Raw genomic sequence first — 24,261 nt, 5'->3', positions numbered from 1 at the left:
TCAATGGAGGTGCTTTTAATTACGGTGCCCATGTAGCTGCTGCTATGCGTTTAAAGACATTGGCAATTACCAGGCTTGCACCAGAAGATGGTGGAGTAATTCAGGAGTTGCAAAAAATGGGAATAGATGTTTCGGTTGAATGGACCCCTCAATCTACCTGCCTTAAGCTAGTATATCCATCTAAAAATCCGGATGAAAGAGTAATTTATGTCAGTAGCTGGGCTGGAGCCTTTAGTGCAGAAGAAGTCAATCCTATAGAAGCAGAAGTAATTGTAGTTGGCGCATCCATGCGGGAAGAGGTTCCTTCAGAAATTATTAAATTATTAGCCAGAAAGGAATCAATTTTGGCGGCTGATATACAGAGCTTTATCCGCATTAATGATAATGGAAAACTCATAGCCAGATCATGGCCAGAACAAGAAGAAATACTATCAAATATTGATATTATAAAGACTGATGCAGTAGAAGCAGAATTGCTTACTGGAGAAAAAGTTATTAAAGAGGCAGCTCTATTGATACATACTATGGGTCCCCGAGAGGTTATTATTACCCATAAGGATGGTGTACTGGTGTGGGCTGAAGGAAAATTTTATGAAGCTTCATTTTATCCGAGGGAATTAAAGGGAAGAAGCGGAAGAGGTGATACCTGTCTTGCTTCCTATATGTGCAAAAGAATTCATTCTTCACCCGAAGAAGCAACGATTTGGGCAGCGGCATTCACTAGCCTCAAGATGGAAGCAGAAGGACCATTTCGAAGACCTATTACCGATGTGGAGATGCTAATTCAAGAAAAATATCAACAGTAAATTATAAAATAATTTTTACTCAGGAAAAACTTTTTGCCAGAGATGTTTTATTTTTATTAATGATTCACGGGAGTCCTGAGCAGGTGAGTATTCAAAACCGATAAATCCTTGATAATGTTTTTCTTTTAATAATTGAAGTATTGAACACCAGTTAATTTCACCTGTACCAGGTTCGTGACGTCCTGGAATATCGGCAATGTGAAAATAACCAATGCTGGGCAGGTATTTTTCAATCACTTCTTTCAAATCAAATCCCATGGTGCCAAGATGATAAAGATCAGCCAAAATTTTTAGGTGGGGATGATTGATTTCCTGAATAATCTTAAATGCTATATCGATATTGTTCAAGTAATATCCGGGATGATCTACTCTGGTATTGAGTATTTCTAATAACAGGGTGATAGAATCGGGGATTATGTTAATCGCTTTTTTTAAAGCGAAGATAATATTATGGTATTTTTCTTCCGGGGATAATTCGGGATAACTATTCTCTACCTTCCCTTTTTCTCCCAATTGATCAGTGAGTAACATTAAGTTGGGGCAATTCAATTGTTGGGCAACTATAATCGCCTCTTCTAAATCTGAAAAGACTTCATGGTGGGTAGTGCTGGCTATTAAGCTTCCTAGGCGTTGACCACTAAAATTTACTACCCTAGTATTATACTTTTGACCCAGAGAATTGATTAAAGGAATATCTTTATCTCTCCAGTCCCAGAATTCCAAAAAAGGGAATCCGATTTGAGAAATTTCCTTTATTTTTTCTGCCAGAAGTAATTCAGGATAGAGCATTTCAATACAGATTGCCGGTTTCATTAATCTTCCTCCCAGGGCAATAAGTGCAAACTTTTCTGAGGCAATTTTATACTTACCTCCTCACCTTTTTGAAATAATTCACATTCTTGAGGATTTGATACTTCCACAGTAACCAGCTGTCCGGCAATATCTACCAGATAAGTTACCTGATTACCAAGGTACACAATCTCGTGAATAGTACCAACAATAGTATCCGGCTTCTTTTTTTCCAGTCCGATTGATTCAGGTCGTAAGACAAGTAGAGTTCTGTCATCCTTGTTAAATGTTTTATTTACTTCAGGTATTACAATCTTTTGATCCAATAGATTAATTACTACCTCTTTGTCTGAGACTACCTTTTCTATAAAGGTATTTAGAAAATTAGCTTTGCCAATGAAATCTGCTACAAACCGATTATTGGGACGAGCATATATTTCCTGGGGAGTTCCTATTTGCTGGATTCTTCCATCTTTTAAAATAACTACCCGATCGGAAAGAGACATAGCTTCCAATTGGTCATGTGTTACATAAATAGAGGTAATGCCGACTCTCTGTTGTAATTTTCTGATTTCCAGGCGCATAGTAACTCTCAGTTTGGCATCAAGATTGGAGAGTGGTTCATCAAGTAATAATACCTTTGGTTCCATAATTAAGGAACGAGCTAAGCTAACTCGTTGCTGCTGTCCTCCGGATAATTGAGCAGGAGAGCGATTACCAAGTTTTTCTAAACCAACCAACTTCATTACCCTTTCTGCTTTTTCCATAGCTGCATGATGGGATTCACCATGAATTTTCAGTCCATAGACAATATTTTGAGCAACGGTCATATGAGGGAAAAGAGCGTAGTTTTGGAAAACCATAGCAGTAGGTCTCTTATTAGGAGGAGTTAAAGTTACCTCTTCCCGGTCAATATATATTTTACCGGAGGTTGGTAATTCAAAACCAGAAATCATTCTCAGTATAGTAGTCTTTCCGCAGCCGGAAGGACCTAAAAGAGTGACCAGTTCTCCTTCTTTAACTTTTAAATTTACCCTATCAACAGCAGTAACGGCATCTCTACTGCCGCCAAAGATTTTTACCAATTCTTTCAATTCTAAAAAATCATTTTTCATGTTCGATCCCTTCTGCTTATATACTTTTAATTTACTCAATAATAGTAGTCAATCTAACGCCTTTGCCAACTCTATTTACCAGAAATTGTATAACACCCAGGGCAATTAAGATGATGATAATAAGAATAATACTCATAGCAGCAGCACGAGCATATTGGGTATTATCTACGAAACCAAGTATAGCAATAGTAACGAGATTCCACCTTCCAGAGACAACAAAGATGATTGCACTTATGGCAGTCATGGCTTTTACAAAACCGAATGCCAATCCTGAGAAAAAAGCTGGAGCGATCATAGGCAGGGTGATTTTACGAAAAGTAGTATTACTGTCAGCACCTAAATCAGTAGAAGCCTCTTCAATAGCCGGATCAATTTGCTGTAAGGCTGCAATGCCAGAACGAATGCCAACTGGCATATCCCGGAAAATTAATAATATAATAATAATCCAGGCAGTGCCGGTTAAAATAACCGGCATTAAAGCTGATTTTTGATTAAAGGCGAGGATATAACCAATTCCAACAACTGTTCCTGGAACGGCAAAGGTTAGCATAGATATAAATTCCATTAGACTACGACCGATAAATTTTTTCCGAATAATTAGATAAGAGATAAACATTCCCACTATCCCGGTAATGGGTGTGGCTACAGATGATAAAAACACAGAATCATAGAGGTAATTTTTACCAACCTCAAACATTTCTATATAGTTCTTTAAGGTCAAAGTTGGATTTACACCCCATAAGGTTTGAAAGGACCCATATACAATAGTACCGTAAAATAACAAGACAATTCCTGCATAAAGGATACAGGCACCATAGACTAGTAATTTAATGAACCAATTTAAATTTTTTACTGTAGCACCGGTTGGTTTACCGGTAACTGTGACATAAGATTTTCGAGAAACCCAGTATCTTTGAAGAAAAAAGGCAGTAGCAGTTGGGAGAAGCAATAACATAGCTAATGTAGAGCCACGGGGAAGATCATACATTCCGGTAATTTGTAGATAGGCTTGAACCGAAAGAACCCTGAAATTACCGGATATAACCATAGGATTACCAAAATCAGCCATCGATTGAATGAAGACTAATAACCAGGCACTGGCAATACCAGGAGTTGCCAGTGGTAGAGTTATAGTTGAAAATACCTTTGACCAGGAAGCTCCTAAATCCATTGAGGCTTCCTCCAAAGAAGGATCAATAGCCTGCAATACCCCATATAATACCATAAAGGCAGTAGGACTATAAGCAATAGTCTCCACTAAAACAAGACCAGCTAATCCATAGATGGAATAATTACCAATTAAACTTTTTAACCAGGGAGTTAGGCTTCCTGCTCTCCCAAAAAGCAAAATAGCAGCAAGCGCCACTACAAAAGGGGGAGATATAATAGGAAAAGTTGCGGTAAGACGGAAAAAATTTTTAAAAGGGAGAGAAGTTCTGGTCAGAGCGTAGGCAAAAGTAAATCCAGCTATTGTTCCAATAGTGGCAGTATAAATACCCAGAACTATACTATTAATAAATGGTTGGATGAAATATCTCTTGGAAAAAATAGCAATATAGTTTGAGAAATCCCATTTTCCCCCAATATACATACTATTTTTAACAACCTGAAATATTGGAAATACTATGAAGGTAATCAAAAAATAAAAAATAATTACGATAAGGAAAAAAAGCATTGGTTCCTTCCAGATTATTTTTAGCTGAGCAATTATTTCCTTTATTTGTCTATTGTTAGTACTACTATCCATCTTATATTCTTTTCTTTCTTAATTATTAATTATAAGTATCCTTATTTTTCATTCAAAGAAAAACATCTTTTATTTTAGGAGTTTAATCCAAAAGAATCCCTGCTACCAATCCACCTGTTATGTAACATATTGGATTGGTAGCAGGGGGATGATTAATCAACTGAGTAATAACAAGCATTAGAAAGATTATTTACCAATTCTATCTCTCCAGGCGGCAACCCATTCATCCTTGCTTTCACCAGCCAGGATGTGGTCATAATCAATCAGAAAAACTTCATCCAGAGTAACGGATCCTTCGGCAACAGTCGCTTTGGGATTAACCGGAAGCCTACTGTATTTCTGGAATAGATCCTGAGCTTTGACTTGGAAACACCAGTCAATAAACTGTTTTCCTAATTCTGGTTCAGAGCCTCCTTTGATAAGGGATAGTCCGCCTACTTCATATCCAGTTCCATCTTCAGGAAAAGTCATAACTACAGGATAGCCTGTATTAATACCCTTGGCTAAAATATCATGGGAAAAGGCTATTCCTACTGCAATTTCACCTAATCCGACCATTCCTATGCAAGCTGTACCCGACTGAGTATATTGGAAAATACTATGTCGGTCAAATTCTTCCCACCAATCAAGAGCTTTTTCCATACCCCACATCTGAACCAGGGTAGCAAAGGTAGTATAAGCGGTGCCTGAAGTATAAGGATAAGCTAAGGCTACATTCTGCTGTAATTTAGGATGAAGTAGATCATCCCAGCTCTTTGGTGGCTCCATGTTGTTTTCTTCCAAGAAATTAGTATTAGTAACAAATCCAATTGCACCACTATAAAATCCGGTCCAAGCCCAATCATTAGCATGGAATAATCCAGGTAATTCAAAATCAGTATTGGGTTTGTAGGGCTCCAGTAGTCCTTTAGAAGCGGCATTAATATGCGAGGTGTTGGAGCCAGCATGCCAGACGCTGGCTTGTGGATTACTGGCTTCAGCTTCAATTCTGGCTAGGACCTCACCAGAAGACAATCTCACCCACTGGACATCTATGCCAGTTTCTTCTTCAAAGGCATCAATGTAGTATTTGGCTTCTTCTGTGTCAAAAGCGGTGTAAATATGCAGAACTTTTTTCTGAGCTAATACATTTCCATTAAGGCATATTAGAAGTACAAGTGAAATGATTAAGGTAGTAAATAGAAATTTTCTCATAAACATAAACCTCCCAAAAATTTATTTTTTTAACGGTTTAATGTGCATTTTTGTCAAAGGCATTTCTAATGGCTATCTTGCTTAAGTAGGAGTTATAATTAATATTGGAACAATCTTTATCTTCCCTGTCACACCACCTCTTTTTTACCTGTATTATTACTTTTTAATAAGAAATTAACCTACAAACTATTGTGACACAAAATGGAATATTTTTCAATTAAAGTGCAGTAGAAGTAATAAAAAAATAGGAAAAGAAATTAATCTTTGATAATATATATTATATCAAAAAAATTGTTATCTTATAATTAATGAGATGAAAGAATCCCGAATATTTATTCGGTACCAGAAAAAATATCAGATACCCACAAGTATTCTGTTCTAAAGTAAAGGACAATACAATATATACTCAGTTAGCTTTTAAAAGAATATCGGTACCATATAACCCAACTTGGGAGAAAGAGGACTTATTATAAAAGAATATTCCCTAAAATATTCAAGGTATTAATAAATACTAAGCTTAATATCAAATATAGGATATTCAAGGGGAATCCTTCCCCTTGAATATCCTGAGGAGAAAATATTGCTAAAAATTATCATTCCTCAGGATAAATAAAACATAAGGGACGGTGTTATTATGAAGTTTTTATCCCGGGAGTACCAGGAAATTAAGAGTTTTATTACGGAAAATTATCAAGTTATTATCATACTAGGAGTAGCAACTCTTTCCCTTACCCTACAGTGGTATAGACCTATCAGATCTTCGCTAGCCTTAAGCTATATTGTCTATTTTATAGTATTACCGGTTTTTGTTATTCGCCTTGTATTGAAAGAGAATCCCTTATATTACGGTTTTGGTTTAGGGAATTATCGTATCTGGTTAAATTATGTAGTTATTACTATAGTTATAAGCATACCTGTTTTGCTTATTGCCTCCCAATTTTCCCAGGTTTATCAATATTATGGAAAGGGATTCGACTACTATGAATTCTTCAGCTTGACAGTGCCAACTCTATTAGCCTGGGAGTATTTACTGAGGGGTTTTATATTATTTGGACTAAAAGAAAGATTTGGTAAGGCAAGTATTATCATTCAGATGGTGCCATTCGTATTACTTCATCTGGGTAAACCTGAGGTGGAAACGTTGTCCTGTATCATAACCGGTTTATGGTTTGGATGGATTGCCTATCGAGGAAAATCATTTTGGCCAGCCTTTCTTATTCATATTTTTATCAATTTTGCAGTTAAATATTTTGTAACTTTATAACATTATAGCAGTTCATCTGGTGTATAGAAGAGAGGACTTGAAGGTTTGAATAAGCCAAAATTACATTGTATAATATAAGTGGCAAGGAATGTGGTTTAAACAAAAAATTTTTCTTAACCTTTTGAGAAATATAATAAAATTAATTTAAAATAAGAAAAGAAATATAGAAAGAGAGGAGGTGAAGAAATGAGAAATAAGGGACTTATTATAACAGCTATAGTTAGTCTTCTAGTATTTTTTCTAATAAGTAGTATGAATGTATTTGCCAATGAAGTGTATATTAATGGTATTGATGCGGATTATCCTCCTTTTGCTTATGTAGATGAAAAGGGGAATCCAGCTGGTTTTGATGTAGAATGCCTAAATTGGATTGCCAAAGAGATGGGATTCGAAGTAAAGCATCAGCCAACTGCCTGGGATGGCATCGTTTCAAGTTTGCTAGCAAAAAAAATTGATATGATTTATTCTGGAATGTCCATCACGCCTGAGAGACTAGAGAAAGTTGATTTTACTATTCCATACTGGGAGATTGATCAGGCACTGTGTGTTAGAAAAGATTCAGACCTTAACATTATTGCTGCCTTATGCGGCGATTATGTTGTAGGTACACAGCGAGGATGCACGGCAGCAATGTGGATAGAGGATTATTTAGTAAATACAGGAATACTAGCAAAGGATAATTTAAAGTTATATGAAGGTTTTTCTTTGGCCGTGCAAGATTTAGTCAATGGCAGAATTGATTCGGCAATGATGGATGATGTGATGGTAGAAGACGCTATTAGAAAAGAACAGCCTGTAAAAATTGTTGGCATAATCAAAACCGGGGAAGCCTATGGTATTGCAGTACGAAAAGAAGATCAGGAATTGAAAGAGATACTGAATGAAGGGATAGAAAAATTGAAAAAATCAGATGTATGGGATGAATTGATAATTAAATATTTTTCTGAATAGTAAAGAAATAGGGATCAAGTTATTTCTGAATAATAATAACTTGATCCCTGAAATTATTTTTATATATGAGCAAATGTTGATAGTTTTCATATAATTTTGGAAGTTAATAAGGCAAAGTGAAATAATGATGAGAGAAAATATTATGCTAATTTATCAAACCTATCCCTACTTAATTAATGGTTCTTTAATTACCATTGGATTAGTTTGTGGTGCATTAGGTTTGGGTTTTGTGCTTGGTGTTCCCATGGCTGTAGGGCAGGTATATGGTAATAAATTCATATCTGGTGTAATTTCACTATATGTTTGGTTTTTTCGAGGATTGCCAGTTTTAGTTCTTCTTTTTCTTTTTTATTTTGGACTATTTACTCTTATACAACTTAATTTGTCTGCTTTTACTTCTGCTATTTTAGTTCTAGGTTTAAGAAGCGCTGCCTATCAGTCTCAAATTTTTAGGGGTAGCATTAAGTCAATAGGCGAAGGACAAATGTTAGCTGCTTTATCATTAGGTATGAAAAAGTATACCGCAATATTTAATATCATATTACCTCAAGCCTTACGAATTTCTATACCTGGTTGGTCTAATGAATATGCTATTTTATTAAAGGATTCCGCAATTACCTATGCTATTGGGGTAATGGAAATATTAACTAGAGCAAACTTTGTTGCTACTCGAACTTATCAGCCTATGCCAGTTTATTTTCTGGCTGGAATTATTTTTATTATTCTAACTTATGGCGGAGTAAAGCTACTTAATATATTAGAAAACAGAGTCAAAACTCCTGGTTATGGAGAGGAGAGATAGTATTTTGAGTGAGTTATCAAAAAATGCCAAAGTTGTTTTACGGGTAGAAAATATATGTAAATGTTATAATACCAATGAAATATTAAGGGGAATTTCTTTTGAAATCAAAAAAGGTGAAACCAAAGTTATCATTGGTCCTTCAGGTAGTGGGAAAAGTACCCTTCTGCGATGTATTAACCAGTTAACCATTCCGGATAAGGGGAGTATCTGGTTAGAAGATGAAGAAGTAACTCATCATATGAAAGATATTAATCGTTTTCGTCAGAAAATAGGCATGGTCTTTCAGGATTTTAATTTGTTTGACCATTTAAATTCCCTGAAAAATGTAGAAATAGCTTTAATTAAAGTGAAAAAGATGGATAAAAAAGAAGCCCAAGAAAAAGCAATAGAAGAATTAAGACGTGTCGGTTTAGAAAAACAGGCTCACTTATATCCAGCACAACTTTCAGGTGGACAAAAACAGAGAGTATCTATAGCGAGAGCCTTGGCTATGGATCCTATTGTTATGCTTTTTGATGAACCTACCTCCGCTCTTGATCCAGAACTTATTGGAGAAGTATTAGAAGTTATTAAGAATTTAGCTATGGGGGGAATGACTATGATAGTGGTTACCCATGAAATGGGATTTGCTCGTTCGGTAGCAAATGAAATTATATTTATTGAAGAGGGATTAATTATTGACCAGGGGACCCCTCACAAAATTTTTACCAATCCGGATCATGAACGTACTAGAAAGTTTATCTGTAAAATAGCTGAACTTTATGGAGAGACGGCCAATAATAAATGAATATTATGCATTTTATTTCTAAAATACTTTTACCTCCTTTGTTAGATGGAGCAGGAGTTACCCTAAGGCTAATTGTTTTTGCTATTCCCTTTGGTTATATATGTGGTGTATTTCTAGCTGTGGGTCGGGTATATGGGAATAGATTAGTTTCATTTTTTTGTACCTTATATACCTTATTTTTTAGAGGTACACCTTTGTTAGTGCAACTATTTATCCTCTATTATGGCTTGCCTTCTGTTAATATATTTTTATCCCCATTTGCTGCAGCAATTATTGGTTTTATTCTCTGCAGCGGTGCCTATCATTCAGAATATATTAGAGGATCTATTCAATCTATAAAAAGTGGGCAGATGATGGCAGCAGAAGCTTTAGGGATGACCAAATTTACTGCCATTTTATCTATTATTCTTCCCCAGGCTTTAAGAAGATCTATTCCTGGTTGTTCCAATGAAATAATTTACTTAGTAAAGTATTCTTCTTTGGCTTTTATGGTTACCTGTGTTGAATTAACTGGGGCAGGGAAAATAATTGCTTCACGTTATTTTGAATATACCTTAGTTTTTCTGGTGGTGGGCGCCTTATATTTGTTTATGGTCTCTGTGATTACTAAAATACTTCATAGTTTAGAGAAAAAACTAGAAATCCCGGGAATTGGATAGGCTATGTTTTCCAAAAAAGCACTCTATTGCTTCTTAGCCGTATTTTCATCTTCAATGGCTATTTTTTTTAAGAAGATTGCTCTATTAGGTAATATCGATCCTCTAAGATTATTATTACAATTTATGATCATAGCTGCAATTATGTTAACTATAAATCTTCTCCTATTCCAGAAGAAATATATTACCCAAATCAAGAAAATTAAAATTTCTGAATGGAAAATGATTTTCTTAGCAGGATTCTTCTTGTTTGCTGCTTATCTATCTAGTACTTATGGGCTCCGTTTTACTACATCTATAAATTATAGTTTTATTATCAGGAGTACCCTTATCTTTTCTACAATTTTATCTTTCTTTTTTATGGGTGAAAGCATGTACTGGCAAATGTTATTATTGATTGTTAGTTCTTTTCTAGGAGTTTATCTGGTAAGTACAGAAGGTCAAATTATCATTCCAAGGGCTGGTGATTTATTTATTCTCATGGGTGCATTATTTTTTGCCTCATTTGCCATGGTCCAAAAGATAGTCAATCAATACATTCCTCCCGAACTCATTAGTTGGGGTGTAATTTCAAGTAGTGCGTTTTATTCTATTTTATTAAGCATAATATTTAAAGTAAATATATTTTCTATAAATAGTTTATTTATTATATGTATTATAGGTATTTTTGAGGGGCTAGTGATTCTTTTTATGAATCAAGCTCTTAAAATTACCAGCGTGACCTATTATTACCTGATGACCATGCTTATGCCAGTCATAAATGGATTTCTGGGAATTGTTTTTTTAAACGAGTCGTTTAAGTTAATACAAATTTTAGGTGGCATCATACTGATAATTAGCGTTATTCTTGCTCAAAGATTAAAATTCTGAGCATGAAATACACTCGATTATTTAATTTACTTTTTAAGCAGTTTAAACTACAATAAAATTGTCAGTCAAATCATCTCGAAATAATTAGGAGGATATCCAGCTTGGCTAAAATCGGGAAATTAACCATCCTACTTTTAGTATCATCTGAAGAAGAAGAAAAAGAACTTCTCAAAAAGATTACCCAAGTAGGCTATAACTATTGTCTAGGTAAAGCCGGTACTATGGATAGCAATGCAGTAATTGGTGCTATAGAAACAGCAGCCAAAAGAGCAAAAATCATTCTAAAAAATAGCTATAGAGAAGAACATGCTCTTTACCATACCGCTTTAAATGCCTTAAGAGGTTTCTGTAGAGGAGAGATTGGCATTGGCAATCTACTGAGAACCGTAGGTGTAAAATTTGTGGTGCTAAGAGGCCCTATGGATACCACTAAAAAAGATTTAGGAGAATGGATAGCAGTAGGCATCTATGGCACGATAGGAGCACCAATCAGAGGATTTGAACATGAAGCCATAGGTCTGGAGATCAATCCTATTTAGTGATTTATTTTTAATATTATATTTTAAATAATACCTAACTTATTTGCATTAAATTTGTTCTTTGACAATAGCATTCTGTTGATTCATTAACCTCCTTAATAGGATTACAAGGTTCTCATTCCAGTGGTTGAACCCCACCCCACTCCTTTTAAGTAGTAAGGAAAATGCATATTTATGGTAATGGTATAGCCAATGTTTAGCAACTGACCAAAATCCTTTCATTCCTTCGATATAGTTTCCACCTTTTGGGACACCTTTGTCTTTTAATACTACCACTTGATTACCTCTTATAGGTAAAAAGGCATAGGCAAACCAGCAATCAGTATATATCTGCTTTAGTATACTTGCTAATGTAAGGCTACATCGTCTCCTTAGAACGAGAAGATATGGAACAAGTAAGGACTTTATCGTATCATGATAAATAATAAAGACTATGCTTTACTGGTTGTACCCCAGCTATATTTACCTGGTCTTCTACTACCAAACATGGTTTCATACATTTCAATCTTACCAGAAATCTGAAATATTAGACGATAAGGAGGCACACCAAACAAAAAATAATTGACTAATCTGCCTTTCCAATAAGGCGAAATCCGGGTCTTGCTCCAGATGTTTTTAGATGTTTTTATAGTTAGTCCACACTTGCTACAATGGATCTGACCACTGGAAAGAGACCAGAATTTTTTACTGTCGCATCGAGGACATGTTTTCATACTCTCTTTATACTGATTTATCAACAGTTTTTCAAGGTTCTAAGTGCAAGTTTCTTTTACCATTACCTATTTTTATATTTAAATTTTATTAAAAAAACTTTACATAGGGGGAAATAGTGGTATAATTAATAAAATAGAAAGCTCAAAGTTATTAGTTAATAGGGAGCAGTGATAAATTATTATATTACTGCCCCTTTTTTTATTTATAAAAGAAAAAATTAATTTAGCTCAGAAAACTAACAAATAATTAAAAGATTTAGGCTTGAATATTATACAAACAAACCAGCAATTATTCTTCTATGTGGGATTTAGATGAGAGAAAAAATTGTGAGGACTCGGGGTACAAAGCACTCATGAATTTTGCTATACAAGCCAACAGCAGGGATGAATATACAGGAAAGTAGAGATATGATGGAATAATTAAAAAGTCTTACCAATACGTGTATTACTATATTTTTAATTGAATATAACATGTAGGTTGTTAGGAACTTTTCTTCAGAATTATATGTAATAAAAAAATGAATAGAGGAACAACTATTTCATTAGATAGATCCGTAATAATTAAAAAATCCAGTTTGACTGATGTGATATAGTAACTTTAATTGGAAGTAACAGATTGGTTAAAAATAGTATAGAAGGCTATTTGCAGAATAATTTCAATAATGGCAATAGAAACAATATTTTGGGGATGCAGAATTGATAAAATATTTTCAGATAAAATTATTAGCTTAGGGATTTATCAAGTTCCATAAGGGAATAGAACATTCCTTCAACTAACAATTGAATAAAATATTTTAAAGAAAGCTTATATAAGGAAATTTAATAAAGAGGTAGAAAAAGATTTAGGTTGGATGTTCTATAAATTTGACAAGTTCGTATACCTTGAAATAAGGAATCTTTTATAATTAGGAGTATTTTTATGAAAACAATTGGATTAATTGGTGGAATGAGTTGGCAATCTTCAGCTGAATACTATAGGATTATCAATGAGTTAGTTGCTAAAAAGAAAGGTGGACAGCATTCATGCCAATGTATTATGTATTCTGTTGATCTTGATCCCATTTTAATCCTTCGTGATTTAGGAGAATGGGGGAAACTTACAGATTTGATGACAGATGCTGCTAAAAGATTAGAAAAGAGTGGAGCGGACTTTCTTGTAATATGCTCAAACACAATGCATAAAACTGTCAAAGAAATTCAAGACTGCATTAATATTCCAATATTGGATATTGTTGATGCATTAGTTTCAAGTATTAAAGAAAAAGGATTGAAAAGAGTTGGACTTTTAGGCACAAAGTTTACTATGGAAGAAGATTTTTACATTGACCGTTTGAAAAACCAAGGATTAGAAGTGAAAATACCTGAGATATATGACAGAACCTTTATTCACAATGTCATTTATAATGAACTGGATTTCCATATTCTAAAACAATCTTCTAAAAATAGGTTTATACAGATAATAGAAAAATTGGGTAGCAATGGAGTTGAGGGAATTATTTTAGGTTGTACCGAGATACCGCTATTAATAAAACAAGAAGATACTTCACTACTTTTGTTTGATACTACTATGATCCATGCAACAAGTGCAGTTGATTTAGCTCTTAAAGAGTCATAGTTATTTTATAGTCGCAATATCATATTATTGAAAATAAAAATGACTTCCGCGATACTTATAAAAGAAAATAGTAATTTTTAATTAGTTTTAAGTGTATTAATTTCATTATATGTATGATTACACATTGCTGTTTTTTCCCTATAGCAATAAGATAATATTTATCCGGGTTCCAATAAAGTTAATTTACACTTACCATCTAAGAATTTCTGATAGGTAACCTTCCCTTTAACGGTAACCCTGATTCGTTCTTTTAAAATTGTAATAATAGATAAACTTATCCAGATCATCTTAACACTCATAATAGATAGTACTGGTTAAGTTGAATAGTTTACAGGTATTGATGATATCTTTTTTTATATCCATGTTGCAATACATTATATTGTAACTGAAAAATACGTTCATCTTTGGCCATATGTGCTGTTTTCCTTCCTATTAAGAATTAATTTTAACAGCTTTATTCAATAGGGAAGAAAATGTGCAGAATAGTACTAATAATAATATGTGGTAAAAATATTAGAAAGGAGGTAAAAACATTAAAAATTATTACAATTTATAAGTAAAATAATATAATGTTTTGTAAAAAGGATAAGCTCTAAATCAATTTTGTTTGTTAAATACCCTTAATAATTAAAGAATTATAGATCTTTTGAGGAGAAAAAAATGATAAAAAAATATACATTTAGTATCTTATTGTTAATTATTTCAATAATCCTAATAATTTTACCATTCGAAAGCGTATATGCAGAAAAAATAACAATACAATATGCACATAATGATCCTGTAAGTAACATAGACTTTGAATATACAGATGGAAATTATGGTAGTGCACATATACAAGCTATCGTTTTCAAAAGGATAGTAGAAAACCAAACCAATGGTGATATAATGGTAGATATTTTCCCCGATAAACAATTAGGCACAGATGCAGAATTACTTCAAAGTGCAGAAAGAGGATTAATTCAAATGGTTCAAGTGCCGTCTCCAAATTTACCATCCTTGGTACCTGAGTATATGGCGTTTACTATACCATACTTGTTCACATCCCCAAAGGTTGCATATAAAGTTATAGAGGGGCCAATCGGGGAAAAATTTGAAAAATTGTGGTTAGAAAGAACTGGTTTGCGAATTTTATCTTGGTCTCATGCTGGATTTGTACATTGGACAAATAATACTAAGCCAATTCATGTTCCAGCTGATTTTAAAGGCATGAAGATGAGGATTATGGCAAGCTCAGATAAAGTAAAACTTGTTGAATCTTTAGGAGGGCATGTTGTTGTAATAAGTTGGGGTGAACTTTATATGGCGCTTCAGCAAGGAGTAGCAGATGGACAAGAGAATCCATTTAACTTTATAGATGTAGCAAAATTATACGAAGTACAAAAATATCTTACTGTAGACGCTCACGAATTCCGTTGGTACCCCCTTCAGATTAATGAGAATTTTTATCAGTCTCTTACACCTGAATACCAAAAAATTATTCAAGATGCTGCAATGGCATCTGCTATGGCTTACAGAGGTTTTTTAGAACTTGGTAATACTTTATGGGCAAAATCTTTTACAGAAAAAGGTATGGAAATCTACTACCCAACACAAGAAGAGTTAGAGGAATTTATCGAAGTAACTAGAACTCCCATGGTTGATTTTATAAAATCTCAAATTGGAGAAGAATGGGTTAATGAAGTTCTAAATGCGGTGAAGGAAGTAGAAAAATCTTTAGTTGAAGAATAATAATATGTTTTAAAGGGATAGAAATTAATAGAAACTAAAAGAGTAAATTGTTTCTATCCCTGCATTTCATTTAGATCCCTGATTGGGTAATTAAAAGCTCAGATTAGTAAGCTAACAATGGAAAAATATATTTTAAAGAAAAGAATACTCCATATTGATAAAAAAAGAATATTTATTGCTCAATATTAGAAATAATCTTACTAATATCTCTAGTTTAGTGTTTTGCTATCTCATAAAAGATAATAAAACAAAGTTAAAATACAAAATCAACCTCTTCTTACGAATTTTACTAAGCTAACTGTTGTTAAAGAGGGCTATATCCATTAGGGTAAGTGGGATTCCTTCTAATAATGTTGATGAATTATGATGAAGACATTAATTTATTACAGTAAAAACTAATAATGATAGTGCTAGTGCTATTGAAGAAATTTATATTTAACAAATTATAATAGGTGTTTACAATGGTTTACTGGGTAAGTAATTGCAATGAAGGAGGGTATTTCAATGATTATGAAATATGAAGTTTGGATTGAAAGAATTAGTTACTATTTAGATAAGATTTCCAGAATTTTTGTGGTAATCTTAATGATAATAATGTTTGTACTGGTATTGATAACCATAGCTAATCGTTTCATTTTCCATTTTTCTTTCTCTTGGAGTGAAGAAATAGCTAGATATTTATTCATATGGATCATTATGATTGGGATTGGTATTGCCGAGATTGAAGGATCTCATGTTGCACTAGAACTACCGTTCATCAAAAAAAGAACAAATAGTTGGATTAAGTTAACAACTCGAATGATGATGCTAATTTTTTTTATTATCGTAATATGGAATGGGATTAGTTCAAGTTTATTTTTATTTCAAAAATATCAAACTAGTGCTGTTAGTGGAATACCAATGTACCTTATATTTGTTTCTATTCCGATTGGATTCGGTATATTAGCTATACACACTCTGGTAGAAATAGAATCAATATTTAAGACTTCTATGAATGAAAGACTTATGAAGGAGCGCAAATATAAATGATATTTATTTTAATAATGTTTTTAGTATTTATAATTATTCTATTATTGAATGTACCAATCGCATTTACTTTAGGTATAGCTGGTTCAATTCCTATATTAATGATGGGGACCTCTATGGAAGTTCTATCAATGAAAATATTTTATGGTTTAGATGCCTATACTTTGCTTTGTATTCCATTTTTTATACTTTCAGGTGAGTTTATGACCAACGGAAAAATAACCGATGCTCTTCTTGAATTTGCAGTTGCTTTAATTGGTTTTGTCAGAGGAGGTTTAGCATTAGCCAATGTCATAGCAAGTATGATATTTGGAGGAATGACTGGAACAGCTATAGGAGATGTCACTGCTCTCGGTTCTGTGGAGATATCCATGATGGTAAAAAATGGTTATGATAAAGAGTTCTCTGCCGCTATTACTAGTGCGTCAGCTCTTATTGGTCCAATAATACCACCAAGTAATCCAGCAGTTTTATACTGTATTGCAACTGGAACATCTATAGGTGGTCTATTTTTGGCAGGAGTTGTTCCCGGACTATTACTTGGATTTGGTTTGATGGCTACAGTTTACTATATTTCCTTAAAAAGGAAATATCCAAAAAGTGAAAAAATGAGTATCAAAAAGATACTCATTAGTTTTAAGAATACAATACCAGCATTATTTATGCCTATTATAATTTTAGGTGGTATTTTAGGTGGTATTTTTACTCCAACTGAGGCTTCCGCTGTAGCTGCTGCCTACGCATTTGTACTGAGTGTGTTTTTTCTTCGAACAATTAAAATATCTGATGTTCCTAAAATGCTACTAAAGTCAGCTATAACAACTTCTGTTGTAATGATAATAGTTGCTACATCTAATCTATTTTCTTGGGTATTAGCAATAAATAAGGTAGGAGTAATATTTGGAAGATTATTTAGTTTTTGTACACCTCTCACTTTTATAATTTTAGTAAATATACTTATTTTAATATTGGGTACTTTTATTGATACCCCACCTCTCATATTAATATTTGCCCCTATATTAGCACCCTTATCAGTTAGATTTGGATTGCATCCAATACATTTCGGAGTGATATTTATTCTTGGTGCTACTCTGGGCCTACTTACGCCACCAGTGGGACAAGTTTTGTTTATAGCAAGTTCCATTGCTAAAGTACAGATAGTAAGCCTGAGCAAAGAAATATTACTTTTTTTATTGATAGAGATTGGCATTCTTTTCTTGATATCTTTTACTCCTTTTTTAACACTATGGCTTCCTAACTTATTTGGCTTTTTATAAAATTTCACGCAAAGACTGATTATTTATAGTAAAAGAATGTTAGGAAAAATTTATTTTTAAATTAGTCTGTAGCTTTAAAAAAGCTTTAAAAATATTTGGAATTGATACTTGATATTAAAATAAATCTGATGGATATAAAAAATTTTAAGTAATAAAAGATTAATGAATTAAATAAGCTCATTAAATTTTTTATTTGCAACTATGTGTTTATCATTTCTATTAAAAATAAATATGATTATAATATTAAAATTTGGAGGATAAAATGAGCATCAGTTTGCCTGAAAATGACAAGGAAATTATGAAAGGAGTCATCGATCTTCATGTACATGCTGCTCCTGATATATTCAAAAGACCTTTTAATGAAATTGAATTGGCTAGACAAGCTCAAGATATTGGATATAAAGCGCTATTGTTTAAATCTCATGGTGTAATTAATTCAGATAGGATGTTATATGTAAGAGAAACTGCTCCTGAACTTGAAGTATTTGGTGGGATTGTGTTGAATTACTCAGTTGGTGGAATTAATCCAGAAGCAGTAGAGGTTGCATTGTCGTGGAATGCGAAAGAGGTATGGATGCCAAGTATTCATTCAAAAAATCATATTGATTTTTTTGGCATAGATGGCTATCCAGATTTAGAACTAATTAAAAATATACATAGATCGGGAAAGAGGGTAGAGGGGATTAATATTTTAGACTCAAATAAAAAATTAATTCCTGAAATTCTCGATATTTTAGATCTTATTGCAAAGGAAAATGTTATTTTAGGGACGTGTCATCTTTCTTTGGAAGAGACTTATGTTTTGGTAAAAACTGCAAAAGAAAGAGGTGTAGAGAAAATACTAATAACTCACCCTGAACTAGATATCTTAAGTATTACAATTGAAGATCAAAAAAGACTATCAGATATGGGAGCAATTATAGAACACTGTTTTATTCCCATTGTTCCTTTACAACGTAATCCAAAATTTAACCATGAGTTTATGGCAGAAGCAATTAAAAAAATAGGAGCTGAACACTGTGTTATGTCAACAGATTTGGGACAATTTGCCAATCCTCATCCTATTGAAGGAATGCGTTTATTCATAAATATAATGATGCATTATGGTATAAGTAAAAAGGAAATAGAAATAATGACTAAAATTAATCCCGCTAGACTTCTAGAGTTATCTTAATATTTGCTTATTTTCAAAAGTGTTAACAGTGTTAATAATTAACAAATAGCCTGGTCAAACATGGTTTTCCTCATAGAATAAATTTAATAAATAAAAAATATTAGGAAAGAATAAAAACAAAATACTACCTTATTTTTTTGATTTTAAATATTAAGATCTTTACCAATTTTTATTATACTTGTATCCATGGCTAATATAAATAAAAAAAAGCATAAAAAAGAGGAGAAAGAAATGTTAGAAGCAAAGCATCTTACTAGAAAAGGTATCCTGGACTTAAAACCTTATATTCCAGGCAAACCTATTGAAGAGGTACAAAGAGAATTAGGGTTGAAAGAAGTAGTGAAGCTGGCTTCCAATGAAACATCCCTAGGACCATCACCTTTAGCGGTAGAGGCAATCGAAAGAGAAATTAAAAATATTAATTTTTATCCTGAAGGTACCAGCAGAGTATTAAGAGAGAAATTAGCAAAGAAATTGAATATCAGTGAAGATTTTATTATTGTTGGTAATGGAGCGGATAATATTATTGACCTTACTGGCATGGCTTTTATTAACCAGGGTGATGAAGTAATAACAAGTGAAACCACTTTCCCAGCCTATGAAACTATTACCAAAATAATGGGTGGAGAGTTCGTTACAGTTGGATTAAAAGATTTCTGTTTTGACTTAGAGGGAATAACTGAAAGAATTACTGGGAAAACTAAAATGATTTATCTTTGTAATCCCAATAACCCAACCGGCACAATTGTAAAGACCAATTCAGTGGAAAAGATGATAAGACAGATTCCTGAAGATGTCATTGTGATTTTTGATGAAGCTTATTATGACTATGTAGAAGATAAAGACTATCCTGATAGTCTTTCTTATGTTTTAGATGGGAAGAACGTAATCATCCTGCGTACCTTCTCCAAAATAGCAGGAATAGCTGGAGTTAGAATAGGTTATGGCATTGCCAAGCCCGAATTAATTGGCTACCTAAGAAGGGTAGTTAATCCTTTTACTACTAATCGGCTGGCTCAAGTTGCTGCTCTGGCCTCCTTAGATGATGAGATCCATTATCAGCAGGTTTTAAAAGTAAACAAGGAAGGTAAGCAATATCTCTACCAAGAGTTAGATAAACTCAATTTATTCTACCTTCCCACCGAAACAAATTTCATCTTCATTGATTTGAAAGAAGATAGTCAATTATTTTTTGAAAAGTGTTTAAGAAAAGGAGTTATCATTAGACCTGGAAAAATATATGGGACTCCTACTTTTATTCGGGTGACTATTGGCACTCATTTTGAAAATGAAAAATTTATTCAGGTTTTAACTGAAATAATAAGATAGAGTAGAAGAGTAGAAAGGAGAAATAGGTTTGAAAAAATTACTTACTGGTAATGAAGCCATTGCTGAGGGAGCAATTGCAGCAGGGGTGGAAGTGGTTGCTGGCTACCCCGGTACCCCTTCAACAGAAGTCATTTTAAACCTAATGGCGAAAAGAAAAGAATTAGATTTCCATATTGAGTGGAGTGTAAATGAAAAAGTAGCTTTTGAAATAGCCGCGGGTGCTGCCTGGGCAGGAAAGAGAGCTTTGGTTACTATGAAAATGTCTGGATTGAATGTAGCCTCAGATTCTATAGCCAATGTTGCTTATAGTGGTTGTAACAGTGGATTAGTCATTTTTGTGGCTGATGATCCGGGAGTACATGCCGGAATGGCAGAGCAGGATTCCAGATATTATGCTAAATCAATGATCGTACCTATGCTTGATGTTGCTTCTCAGCAGGAATGCTTGGATTATGTTAAAGCAGCTTTTGACGTTTCTGAAAAAATACAGGGACCTGTTCTACTAAGATCAACCACAGATATTTCTCATACTGCCTCTGATATAGTAATAGGTAAAAAAGTAGAGCTGGAAAAAAGAGAAGCTCATTTTGAACATGATATAACCAAATATACAAAAGCAGGCGCAGCTCTATGTATGGCACAACATCGGGATGCACTTGATAGGTTAGCTGAATCCCTCAAAATTGGTGATTCTTATATTACTGAATCGGGAATTAAGGTAAATGAAACCCACTTTGGTAATACTAAATATGGAGTGATTTATAGTGGAGCGGTGGAGGGAACTCTGCGTGAGGTATTAAGGAGATTTCAAATAGAAATATCCTGGCTAAAGATTGGACTAGTGCACCCCCTACCTGAGGATAGAATTAAGGAATTTTTAAAAACTGTTGACCGGTTATTAGTTTTGGAAGAATTAGAGCCACTCATAGAAACAGAAGTAATAAGATTAGCTTTCCAAATAGGTAAAAAAGTAGAAATTATGGGTAAACTTGATAAGACCTTATCATTGATAGGAGACTATTCCTTTACCGATATCAAGAAAGGTCTGGAATCACTTTACCAGAAAAAGTTTGCCATAGAAAATAATCAGGAAATAATTGAGGATACCAAAAAATTACAGGTTAAGCGCCCCATCTCTTTTTGTACCGGCTGCCCCCATCGAGGGACTTATTATGCCCTCAATAAAGCTATTAAAAATTTAAGGTATAAAAAAGATGAAATCATTATTACGGGAGATATTGGCTGTACTATCTTAGGAATGAATAAACCCTTTGAAAGCTGCTGGACTGAAGTGGCTATGGGTGCCAGTATCGGTATGGCACAAGGGTTTAAGTGGGCTGGTATAAAAAAACCTGTTATTGCTACGATAGGTGATTCTACCTTTTTTCATGCTGGTATCCCTCCCTTGATTAATGCAGTGTATCAAAAGGTTCCTTTAGCTGTAATCATCTTGGATAATGGATGGACTGCCATGACCGGTTTTGAAGAAAATCCTGGAACTGTTTATTTGAATGAGACTGATACCAAAAGAGTGGATATTGTGAATGTCTGCCAGGGTTGTGGAGTAGAAAAAATTAATATTATCGATCCTTATAATCCTGAGGAATCTATAAAAGTTATTGAAGAAGCAATAGAATATCCTGGTGTTTCAGTGGTAATCTCTCGTCGGGAATGTGCCCTGCAGGCAAATAGAAGAAGAGTGAAACTTAATAAGTTCAAGGTTGATATAAGTGAATGTACTGGTTGCCGAATTTGTTTAAATCAATTAGCTTGTCCAGCAATGATCTTTCATCCCAAAACTAAAAATAGCAAAGCTTTTATGGAGATTACTGCTGATTGCTTTGGTTGTGGATTATGTCAGTATACCTGTCCAACAGGGGCAATAGAGGTGATGGAAGATGTTGAATAATTTATATTTAGTTGGTGTCGGAGGTCAGGGAGTAATCAGATTAGGGCAAATCATTGCAGCATATGCTATGGAAGAAGGACAAAAAGTGAAGTTTTTTAAACAAGTTGGCATGGCTCAAAGAGGTGGAGCAGTTCATTGTGAAGTTAGAATAGGTGATGCATTTAGTTCAAGAATACCTCCCTATTCTGCAGATGTTGTTGCTGCTCTGGAAATGTCCGAGGCCTTAAAGGCTGCAGAATTTATTAAACCAGGGGGTACAGTCATTTTAAATAAGAGCAAGGTCTATCCCATAGATATTATGATAAATCCGGAAACATATCCTTCCTGGCAAGAGATTGAAGAGGTTTTCAAAAAGTTGAAAGCTATATTAATCAATATAGATGCTGCCCATATTGCATTACAGATTGGACTTCCTATTGCAGAAAATATCGTTATGTTGGGGGCTGTTTCTTTTGTTTCTTCTTTTAAAAAAGAGCTAATGATTGAAGTTTTAAAAAAGAATATTCCTCATGAGATAAAAAAGAATACAGATGCTTTTCTGGAAGGATATAGAATGGCAGAAGGATCATTAATATGAAAAATATCTTTTATCCCTCTTCTGTAGCAGTATTTGCTTCTATGAAAGAGGGTAAAACAGGCTATGAAATAGTAAAAAATATGGTTGAAGGAGGATTTGAGGGAGCAATTTACCCGATAAGTCCAGGTAGTACCGGAGAAATTTTCCAAGTAAAAATATATTCTGATTATCGGGATTTAGAGATTGATTTAGCAATAATAGCCATACCTGGTCAATATATTCCTCCTCTACTGGAAGATTTAGGCAAAAAAGGTACTAAAAGGATCGTTGTTATATCTGCAGGATTTTCTGAAGTAGGTAACATAGCAGAAGAGAAAAAGATAAAAAGGATTGCTGAAAAATATAAGATGAGAATTATTGGTCCTAACTGTGCAGGAATAATGAATACGGAAAATAATTTTTTTGCCAGTATTGAAGTACGTGCTTTACCAGGTCACACTGCCTTCATAACTCAAAGCGGTGCCTTAGGTGGGGCTGTTTTAATGATGGCTGAAGAGTTAAATTTTGGTTTTTCTAAATTTGTCAGTTTTGGAAATAGGTGTGATGTAGACGAGATAGATTTAATTGCCTACTTTAAAAACGATCCTCAGACCAAAGTTATTGCTCTATATATGGAAGGATTAATTAAGGGCAGAGAATTTTTATACCAGGTTGGTAAAACTGTTTCTACAAAACCGATAGTTGCCATTAAAGCTGGAAGAAGTAAGGCTGGCATGCGAGCCACCTCTTCTCATACCGGCTCCTTAGCTGGGGAAGACCAAATTTATGAAACCGCCTTTCACCAGGCTGGCATTTTACGAGTAGAAGGTGTCGAGGAAATGTTTGATCTGTGCCGAGCATTAAATTACTATACGAAAATCGAAGGCAATAGAATTGGAATTATTACTAATTCCGGAGGTCCGGCAGTATTAGCAGTTGATAAACTGGAAGAATTAGGTTTAATTGTTACTGAGCCATCAGCAGTTTTGAGAAACAACCTGAAAAAGATTCTTCCTCCCCATGTCTCCTTAGGTAATCCCTTTGATCTGCTTGCCTATGGTGAAGCTGATAATTTTTGCCAAGTAAGTAAAAAAATTGCCCCAGAATATGATGCCATTATTGCTATATTTGTGCCTACCTCTTTCATGGATTCTACTGTTATTGCCACTGCATTGGGAAAAATAAAAGAAGAAATTAAAATTCCTATTTTTGCTAATTTTATGGCTGGGAGATTAGTTAAAGAAGCGATTGCAATATTAGAACATTATGGTATTCCTAATTATAATACTGGAGAAAGATGTGCTAAAGTAATTCAAAAAATCTACCAATATACAATGAAGTTGAAAAAATTGGATAATGAGAATAAAATTAATTAGCTGAACTTAAATGTTGATAATAAATTAAAGGAGCAATA

The 24,261-nt window shown here is 33.8% G+C and carries 23 protein-coding genes; 17 read left to right on the top strand and 6 right to left on the bottom strand.

All coding sequences use genetic code 11. From position 1 onward, the window contains the following. Nucleotides 1-806, top strand: an 806-nt coding sequence (locus tag PHD84_02685) for a PfkB family carbohydrate kinase (protein ID MDD5636710.1), incomplete at its 5' end; no start/stop codon positions are given. 15 nt (nucleotides 807-821) lie between these two features. On the opposite strand, the gene PHD84_02680 is transcribed toward PHD84_02685, so the two are convergent. The 4 genes from PHD84_02680 to PHD84_02665 all read right to left on the bottom strand — a co-directional run bounded on the left by PHD84_02680 (nucleotide 822) and on the right by PHD84_02665 (nucleotide 5,651). Beyond that, entirely contained in the window at nucleotides 822-1,619 is a 798-nt protein-coding gene (locus PHD84_02680; protein MDD5636709.1) for a TIM barrel protein, read from the bottom strand. Continuing rightward, on the bottom strand, nucleotides 1,619-2,710 hold the full coding sequence (locus tag PHD84_02675; GenBank protein MDD5636708.1) for an ABC transporter ATP-binding protein: 1,092 nt from the start codon (nucleotides 2,708-2,710) through the stop codon (nucleotides 1,619-1,621). The genes PHD84_02680 and PHD84_02675 overlap by 1 nt, the downstream gene beginning before the upstream one ends. 31 nt (nucleotides 2,711-2,741) lie before the next feature. Beyond that, entirely contained in the window at nucleotides 2,742-4,457 is a 1,716-nt protein-coding gene (locus PHD84_02670) for an iron ABC transporter permease (GenBank protein ID MDD5636707.1), read from the bottom strand. Nucleotides 4,458-4,643: 186 nt separating this feature from the next. Next, nucleotides 4,644-5,651, bottom strand: a complete 1,008-nt coding sequence (locus PHD84_02665; protein MDD5636706.1) for an ABC transporter substrate-binding protein — start codon at nucleotides 5,649-5,651, stop codon at nucleotides 4,644-4,646. A 634-nt stretch (nucleotides 5,652-6,285) separates the two neighbouring features. Between PHD84_02665 and PHD84_02660 the strand changes: the two genes are divergently transcribed. From PHD84_02660 to PHD84_02630, 7 genes are all read left to right on the top strand, one after another. Next, entirely contained in the window at nucleotides 6,286-6,915 is a 630-nt protein-coding gene (locus PHD84_02660) for a CPBP family intramembrane metalloprotease (protein MDD5636705.1), read from the top strand. 186 nt (nucleotides 6,916-7,101) lie between these two features. Beyond that, nucleotides 7,102-7,866 carry a basic amino acid ABC transporter substrate-binding protein gene (locus PHD84_02655; GenBank protein MDD5636704.1) on the top strand — a complete coding sequence of 255 codons (765 nt, stop codon included), beginning with the start codon at nucleotides 7,102-7,104 and terminating at the stop codon, nucleotides 7,864-7,866. A gap of 127 nt (nucleotides 7,867-7,993) precedes the next feature. After that, on the top strand, nucleotides 7,994-8,668 hold the full coding sequence (locus PHD84_02650; protein ID MDD5636703.1) for an amino acid ABC transporter permease: 675 nt from the start codon (nucleotides 7,994-7,996) through the stop codon (nucleotides 8,666-8,668). Between the two features lie 4 nt (nucleotides 8,669-8,672). Beyond that, nucleotides 8,673-9,455 (top strand): amino acid ABC transporter ATP-binding protein, encoded by a 783-nt coding sequence (locus PHD84_02645; protein ID MDD5636702.1) that lies wholly within the window; start codon nucleotides 8,673-8,675, stop codon nucleotides 9,453-9,455. Continuing rightward, complete coding sequence (locus PHD84_02640; GenBank protein MDD5636701.1) at nucleotides 9,452-10,114, top strand: amino acid ABC transporter permease; 663 nt, start codon at nucleotides 9,452-9,454, stop codon at nucleotides 10,112-10,114. Before PHD84_02645 ends, PHD84_02640 begins: the two co-directional genes overlap by 4 nt. 3 nt (nucleotides 10,115-10,117) lie before the next feature. After that, nucleotides 10,118-10,981: a DMT family transporter gene (locus PHD84_02635; GenBank protein MDD5636700.1), complete on the top strand. Its 864-nt coding sequence runs from the start codon at nucleotides 10,118-10,120 to the stop codon at nucleotides 10,979-10,981. 101 nt (nucleotides 10,982-11,082) lie between these two features. After that, on the top strand, nucleotides 11,083-11,520 hold the full coding sequence (locus PHD84_02630; protein ID MDD5636699.1) for a HutP family protein: 438 nt from the start codon (nucleotides 11,083-11,085) through the stop codon (nucleotides 11,518-11,520). A 431-nt stretch (nucleotides 11,521-11,951) separates the two neighbouring features. Here PHD84_02630 and PHD84_02625 read toward each other — a convergent pair whose 3' ends face one another. Further along, the gene (locus PHD84_02625; GenBank protein ID MDD5636698.1) at nucleotides 11,952-12,233 is read right to left on the bottom strand and encodes a hypothetical protein; all 282 of its coding nucleotides are present in this window, start codon (nucleotides 12,231-12,233) and stop codon (nucleotides 11,952-11,954) included. A 919-nt stretch (nucleotides 12,234-13,152) separates the two neighbouring features. Here PHD84_02625 and PHD84_02620 point away from each other — a divergent pair. Further along, nucleotides 13,153-13,848: an aspartate/glutamate racemase family protein gene (locus PHD84_02620; protein ID MDD5636697.1), complete on the top strand. Its 696-nt coding sequence runs from the start codon at nucleotides 13,153-13,155 to the stop codon at nucleotides 13,846-13,848. Between the two features lie 158 nt (nucleotides 13,849-14,006). Here the strand turns inward: PHD84_02620 and PHD84_02615 are convergent, their stop codons facing one another. Then, nucleotides 14,007-14,135 (bottom strand): hypothetical protein, encoded by a 129-nt coding sequence (locus tag PHD84_02615; protein MDD5636696.1) that lies wholly within the window; start codon nucleotides 14,133-14,135, stop codon nucleotides 14,007-14,009. A gap of 373 nt (nucleotides 14,136-14,508) precedes the next feature. Between PHD84_02615 and PHD84_02610 the strand changes: the two genes are divergently transcribed. From PHD84_02610 to PHD84_02575, 8 genes are all read left to right on the top strand, one after another. Next, entirely contained in the window at nucleotides 14,509-15,576 is a 1,068-nt protein-coding gene (locus tag PHD84_02610; GenBank protein ID MDD5636695.1) for a DctP family TRAP transporter solute-binding subunit, read from the top strand. A gap of 504 nt (nucleotides 15,577-16,080) precedes the next feature. Beyond that, nucleotides 16,081-16,605: a TRAP transporter small permease subunit gene (locus PHD84_02605; GenBank protein ID MDD5636694.1), complete on the top strand. Its 525-nt coding sequence runs from the start codon at nucleotides 16,081-16,083 to the stop codon at nucleotides 16,603-16,605. Further along, nucleotides 16,602-17,879: a TRAP transporter large permease gene (locus PHD84_02600; GenBank protein MDD5636693.1), complete on the top strand. Its 1,278-nt coding sequence runs from the start codon at nucleotides 16,602-16,604 to the stop codon at nucleotides 17,877-17,879. Before PHD84_02605 ends, PHD84_02600 begins: the two co-directional genes overlap by 4 nt. A gap of 262 nt (nucleotides 17,880-18,141) precedes the next feature. Further along, nucleotides 18,142-19,053 carry a DUF6282 family protein gene (locus tag PHD84_02595; protein MDD5636692.1) on the top strand — a complete coding sequence of 304 codons (912 nt, stop codon included), beginning with the start codon at nucleotides 18,142-18,144 and terminating at the stop codon, nucleotides 19,051-19,053. 231 nt (nucleotides 19,054-19,284) lie between these two features. After that, nucleotides 19,285-20,382, top strand: coding sequence for a histidinol-phosphate transaminase (gene hisC, locus PHD84_02590; GenBank protein ID MDD5636691.1), 1,098 nt, complete (start codon nucleotides 19,285-19,287; stop codon nucleotides 20,380-20,382). 28 nt (nucleotides 20,383-20,410) lie between these two features. Beyond that, complete coding sequence (locus tag PHD84_02585; GenBank protein ID MDD5636690.1) at nucleotides 20,411-22,291, top strand: thiamine pyrophosphate-dependent enzyme; 1,881 nt, start codon at nucleotides 20,411-20,413, stop codon at nucleotides 22,289-22,291. Then, entirely contained in the window at nucleotides 22,281-22,868 is a 588-nt protein-coding gene (locus tag PHD84_02580; GenBank protein MDD5636689.1) for a 2-oxoacid:acceptor oxidoreductase family protein, read from the top strand. The genes PHD84_02585 and PHD84_02580 overlap by 11 nt, the downstream gene beginning before the upstream one ends. Further along, nucleotides 22,865-24,223: a CoA-binding protein gene (locus tag PHD84_02575; GenBank protein MDD5636688.1), complete on the top strand. Its 1,359-nt coding sequence runs from the start codon at nucleotides 22,865-22,867 to the stop codon at nucleotides 24,221-24,223. The genes PHD84_02580 and PHD84_02575 overlap by 4 nt, the downstream gene beginning before the upstream one ends. The last annotated feature ends 38 nt before the right edge of the window (nucleotides 24,224-24,261 follow it).

This window comes from Atribacterota bacterium, from assembly GCA_028717805.1.
Taxonomy (GTDB): domain Bacteria; phylum Atribacterota; class Phoenicimicrobiia; order Phoenicimicrobiales; family Stramentimicrobiaceae; genus Stramentimicrobium.
This window is presented reverse-complemented; position numbering and strand designations above follow the sequence as displayed.

Excerpts from the sequence above, each read along its gene's own strand:
- PHD84_02610 (MDD5636695.1), top strand. The coding sequence starts at position 14,509 with ATGATAAAAAAATATACATTTAGTATCTTATTGTTAATTATTTCAATA.
- PHD84_02675 (MDD5636708.1), bottom strand. The coding sequence starts at position 2,710 with ATGAAAAATGATTTTTTAGAATTGAAAGAATTGGTAAAAATCTTTGGC.
- PHD84_02615 (MDD5636696.1), bottom strand. The coding sequence starts at position 14,135 with ATGATCTGGATAAGTTTATCTATTATTACAATTTTAAAAGAACGAATC.
- PHD84_02600 (MDD5636693.1), top strand. The coding sequence starts at position 16,602 with ATGATATTTATTTTAATAATGTTTTTAGTATTTATAATTATTCTATTA.
- PHD84_02575 (MDD5636688.1), top strand. The coding sequence starts at position 22,865 with ATGAAAAATATCTTTTATCCCTCTTCTGTAGCAGTATTTGCTTCTATG.
- PHD84_02635 (MDD5636700.1), top strand. The coding sequence starts at position 10,118 with ATGTTTTCCAAAAAAGCACTCTATTGCTTCTTAGCCGTATTTTCATCT.
- PHD84_02650 (MDD5636703.1), top strand. The coding sequence starts at position 7,994 with ATGAGAGAAAATATTATGCTAATTTATCAAACCTATCCCTACTTAATT.
- PHD84_02640 (MDD5636701.1), top strand. The coding sequence starts at position 9,452 with ATGAATATTATGCATTTTATTTCTAAAATACTTTTACCTCCTTTGTTA.
- PHD84_02620 (MDD5636697.1), top strand. The coding sequence starts at position 13,153 with ATGAAAACAATTGGATTAATTGGTGGAATGAGTTGGCAATCTTCAGCT.
- PHD84_02670 (MDD5636707.1), bottom strand. The coding sequence starts at position 4,457 with ATGGATAGTAGTACTAACAATAGACAAATAAAGGAAATAATTGCTCAG.
- PHD84_02665 (MDD5636706.1), bottom strand. The coding sequence starts at position 5,651 with ATGAGAAAATTTCTATTTACTACCTTAATCATTTCACTTGTACTTCTA.
- PHD84_02660 (MDD5636705.1), top strand. The coding sequence starts at position 6,286 with ATGAAGTTTTTATCCCGGGAGTACCAGGAAATTAAGAGTTTTATTACG.
- PHD84_02605 (MDD5636694.1), top strand. The coding sequence starts at position 16,081 with ATGATTATGAAATATGAAGTTTGGATTGAAAGAATTAGTTACTATTTA.
- PHD84_02595 (MDD5636692.1), top strand. The coding sequence starts at position 18,142 with ATGAGCATCAGTTTGCCTGAAAATGACAAGGAAATTATGAAAGGAGTC.
- PHD84_02655 (MDD5636704.1), top strand. The coding sequence starts at position 7,102 with ATGAGAAATAAGGGACTTATTATAACAGCTATAGTTAGTCTTCTAGTA.
- PHD84_02625 (MDD5636698.1), bottom strand. The coding sequence starts at position 12,233 with ATGAAAACATGTCCTCGATGCGACAGTAAAAAATTCTGGTCTCTTTCC.
- PHD84_02680 (MDD5636709.1), bottom strand. The coding sequence starts at position 1,619 with ATGAAACCGGCAATCTGTATTGAAATGCTCTATCCTGAATTACTTCTG.
- PHD84_02580 (MDD5636689.1), top strand. The coding sequence starts at position 22,281 with ATGTTGAATAATTTATATTTAGTTGGTGTCGGAGGTCAGGGAGTAATC.
- hisC (MDD5636691.1), top strand. The coding sequence starts at position 19,285 with ATGTTAGAAGCAAAGCATCTTACTAGAAAAGGTATCCTGGACTTAAAA.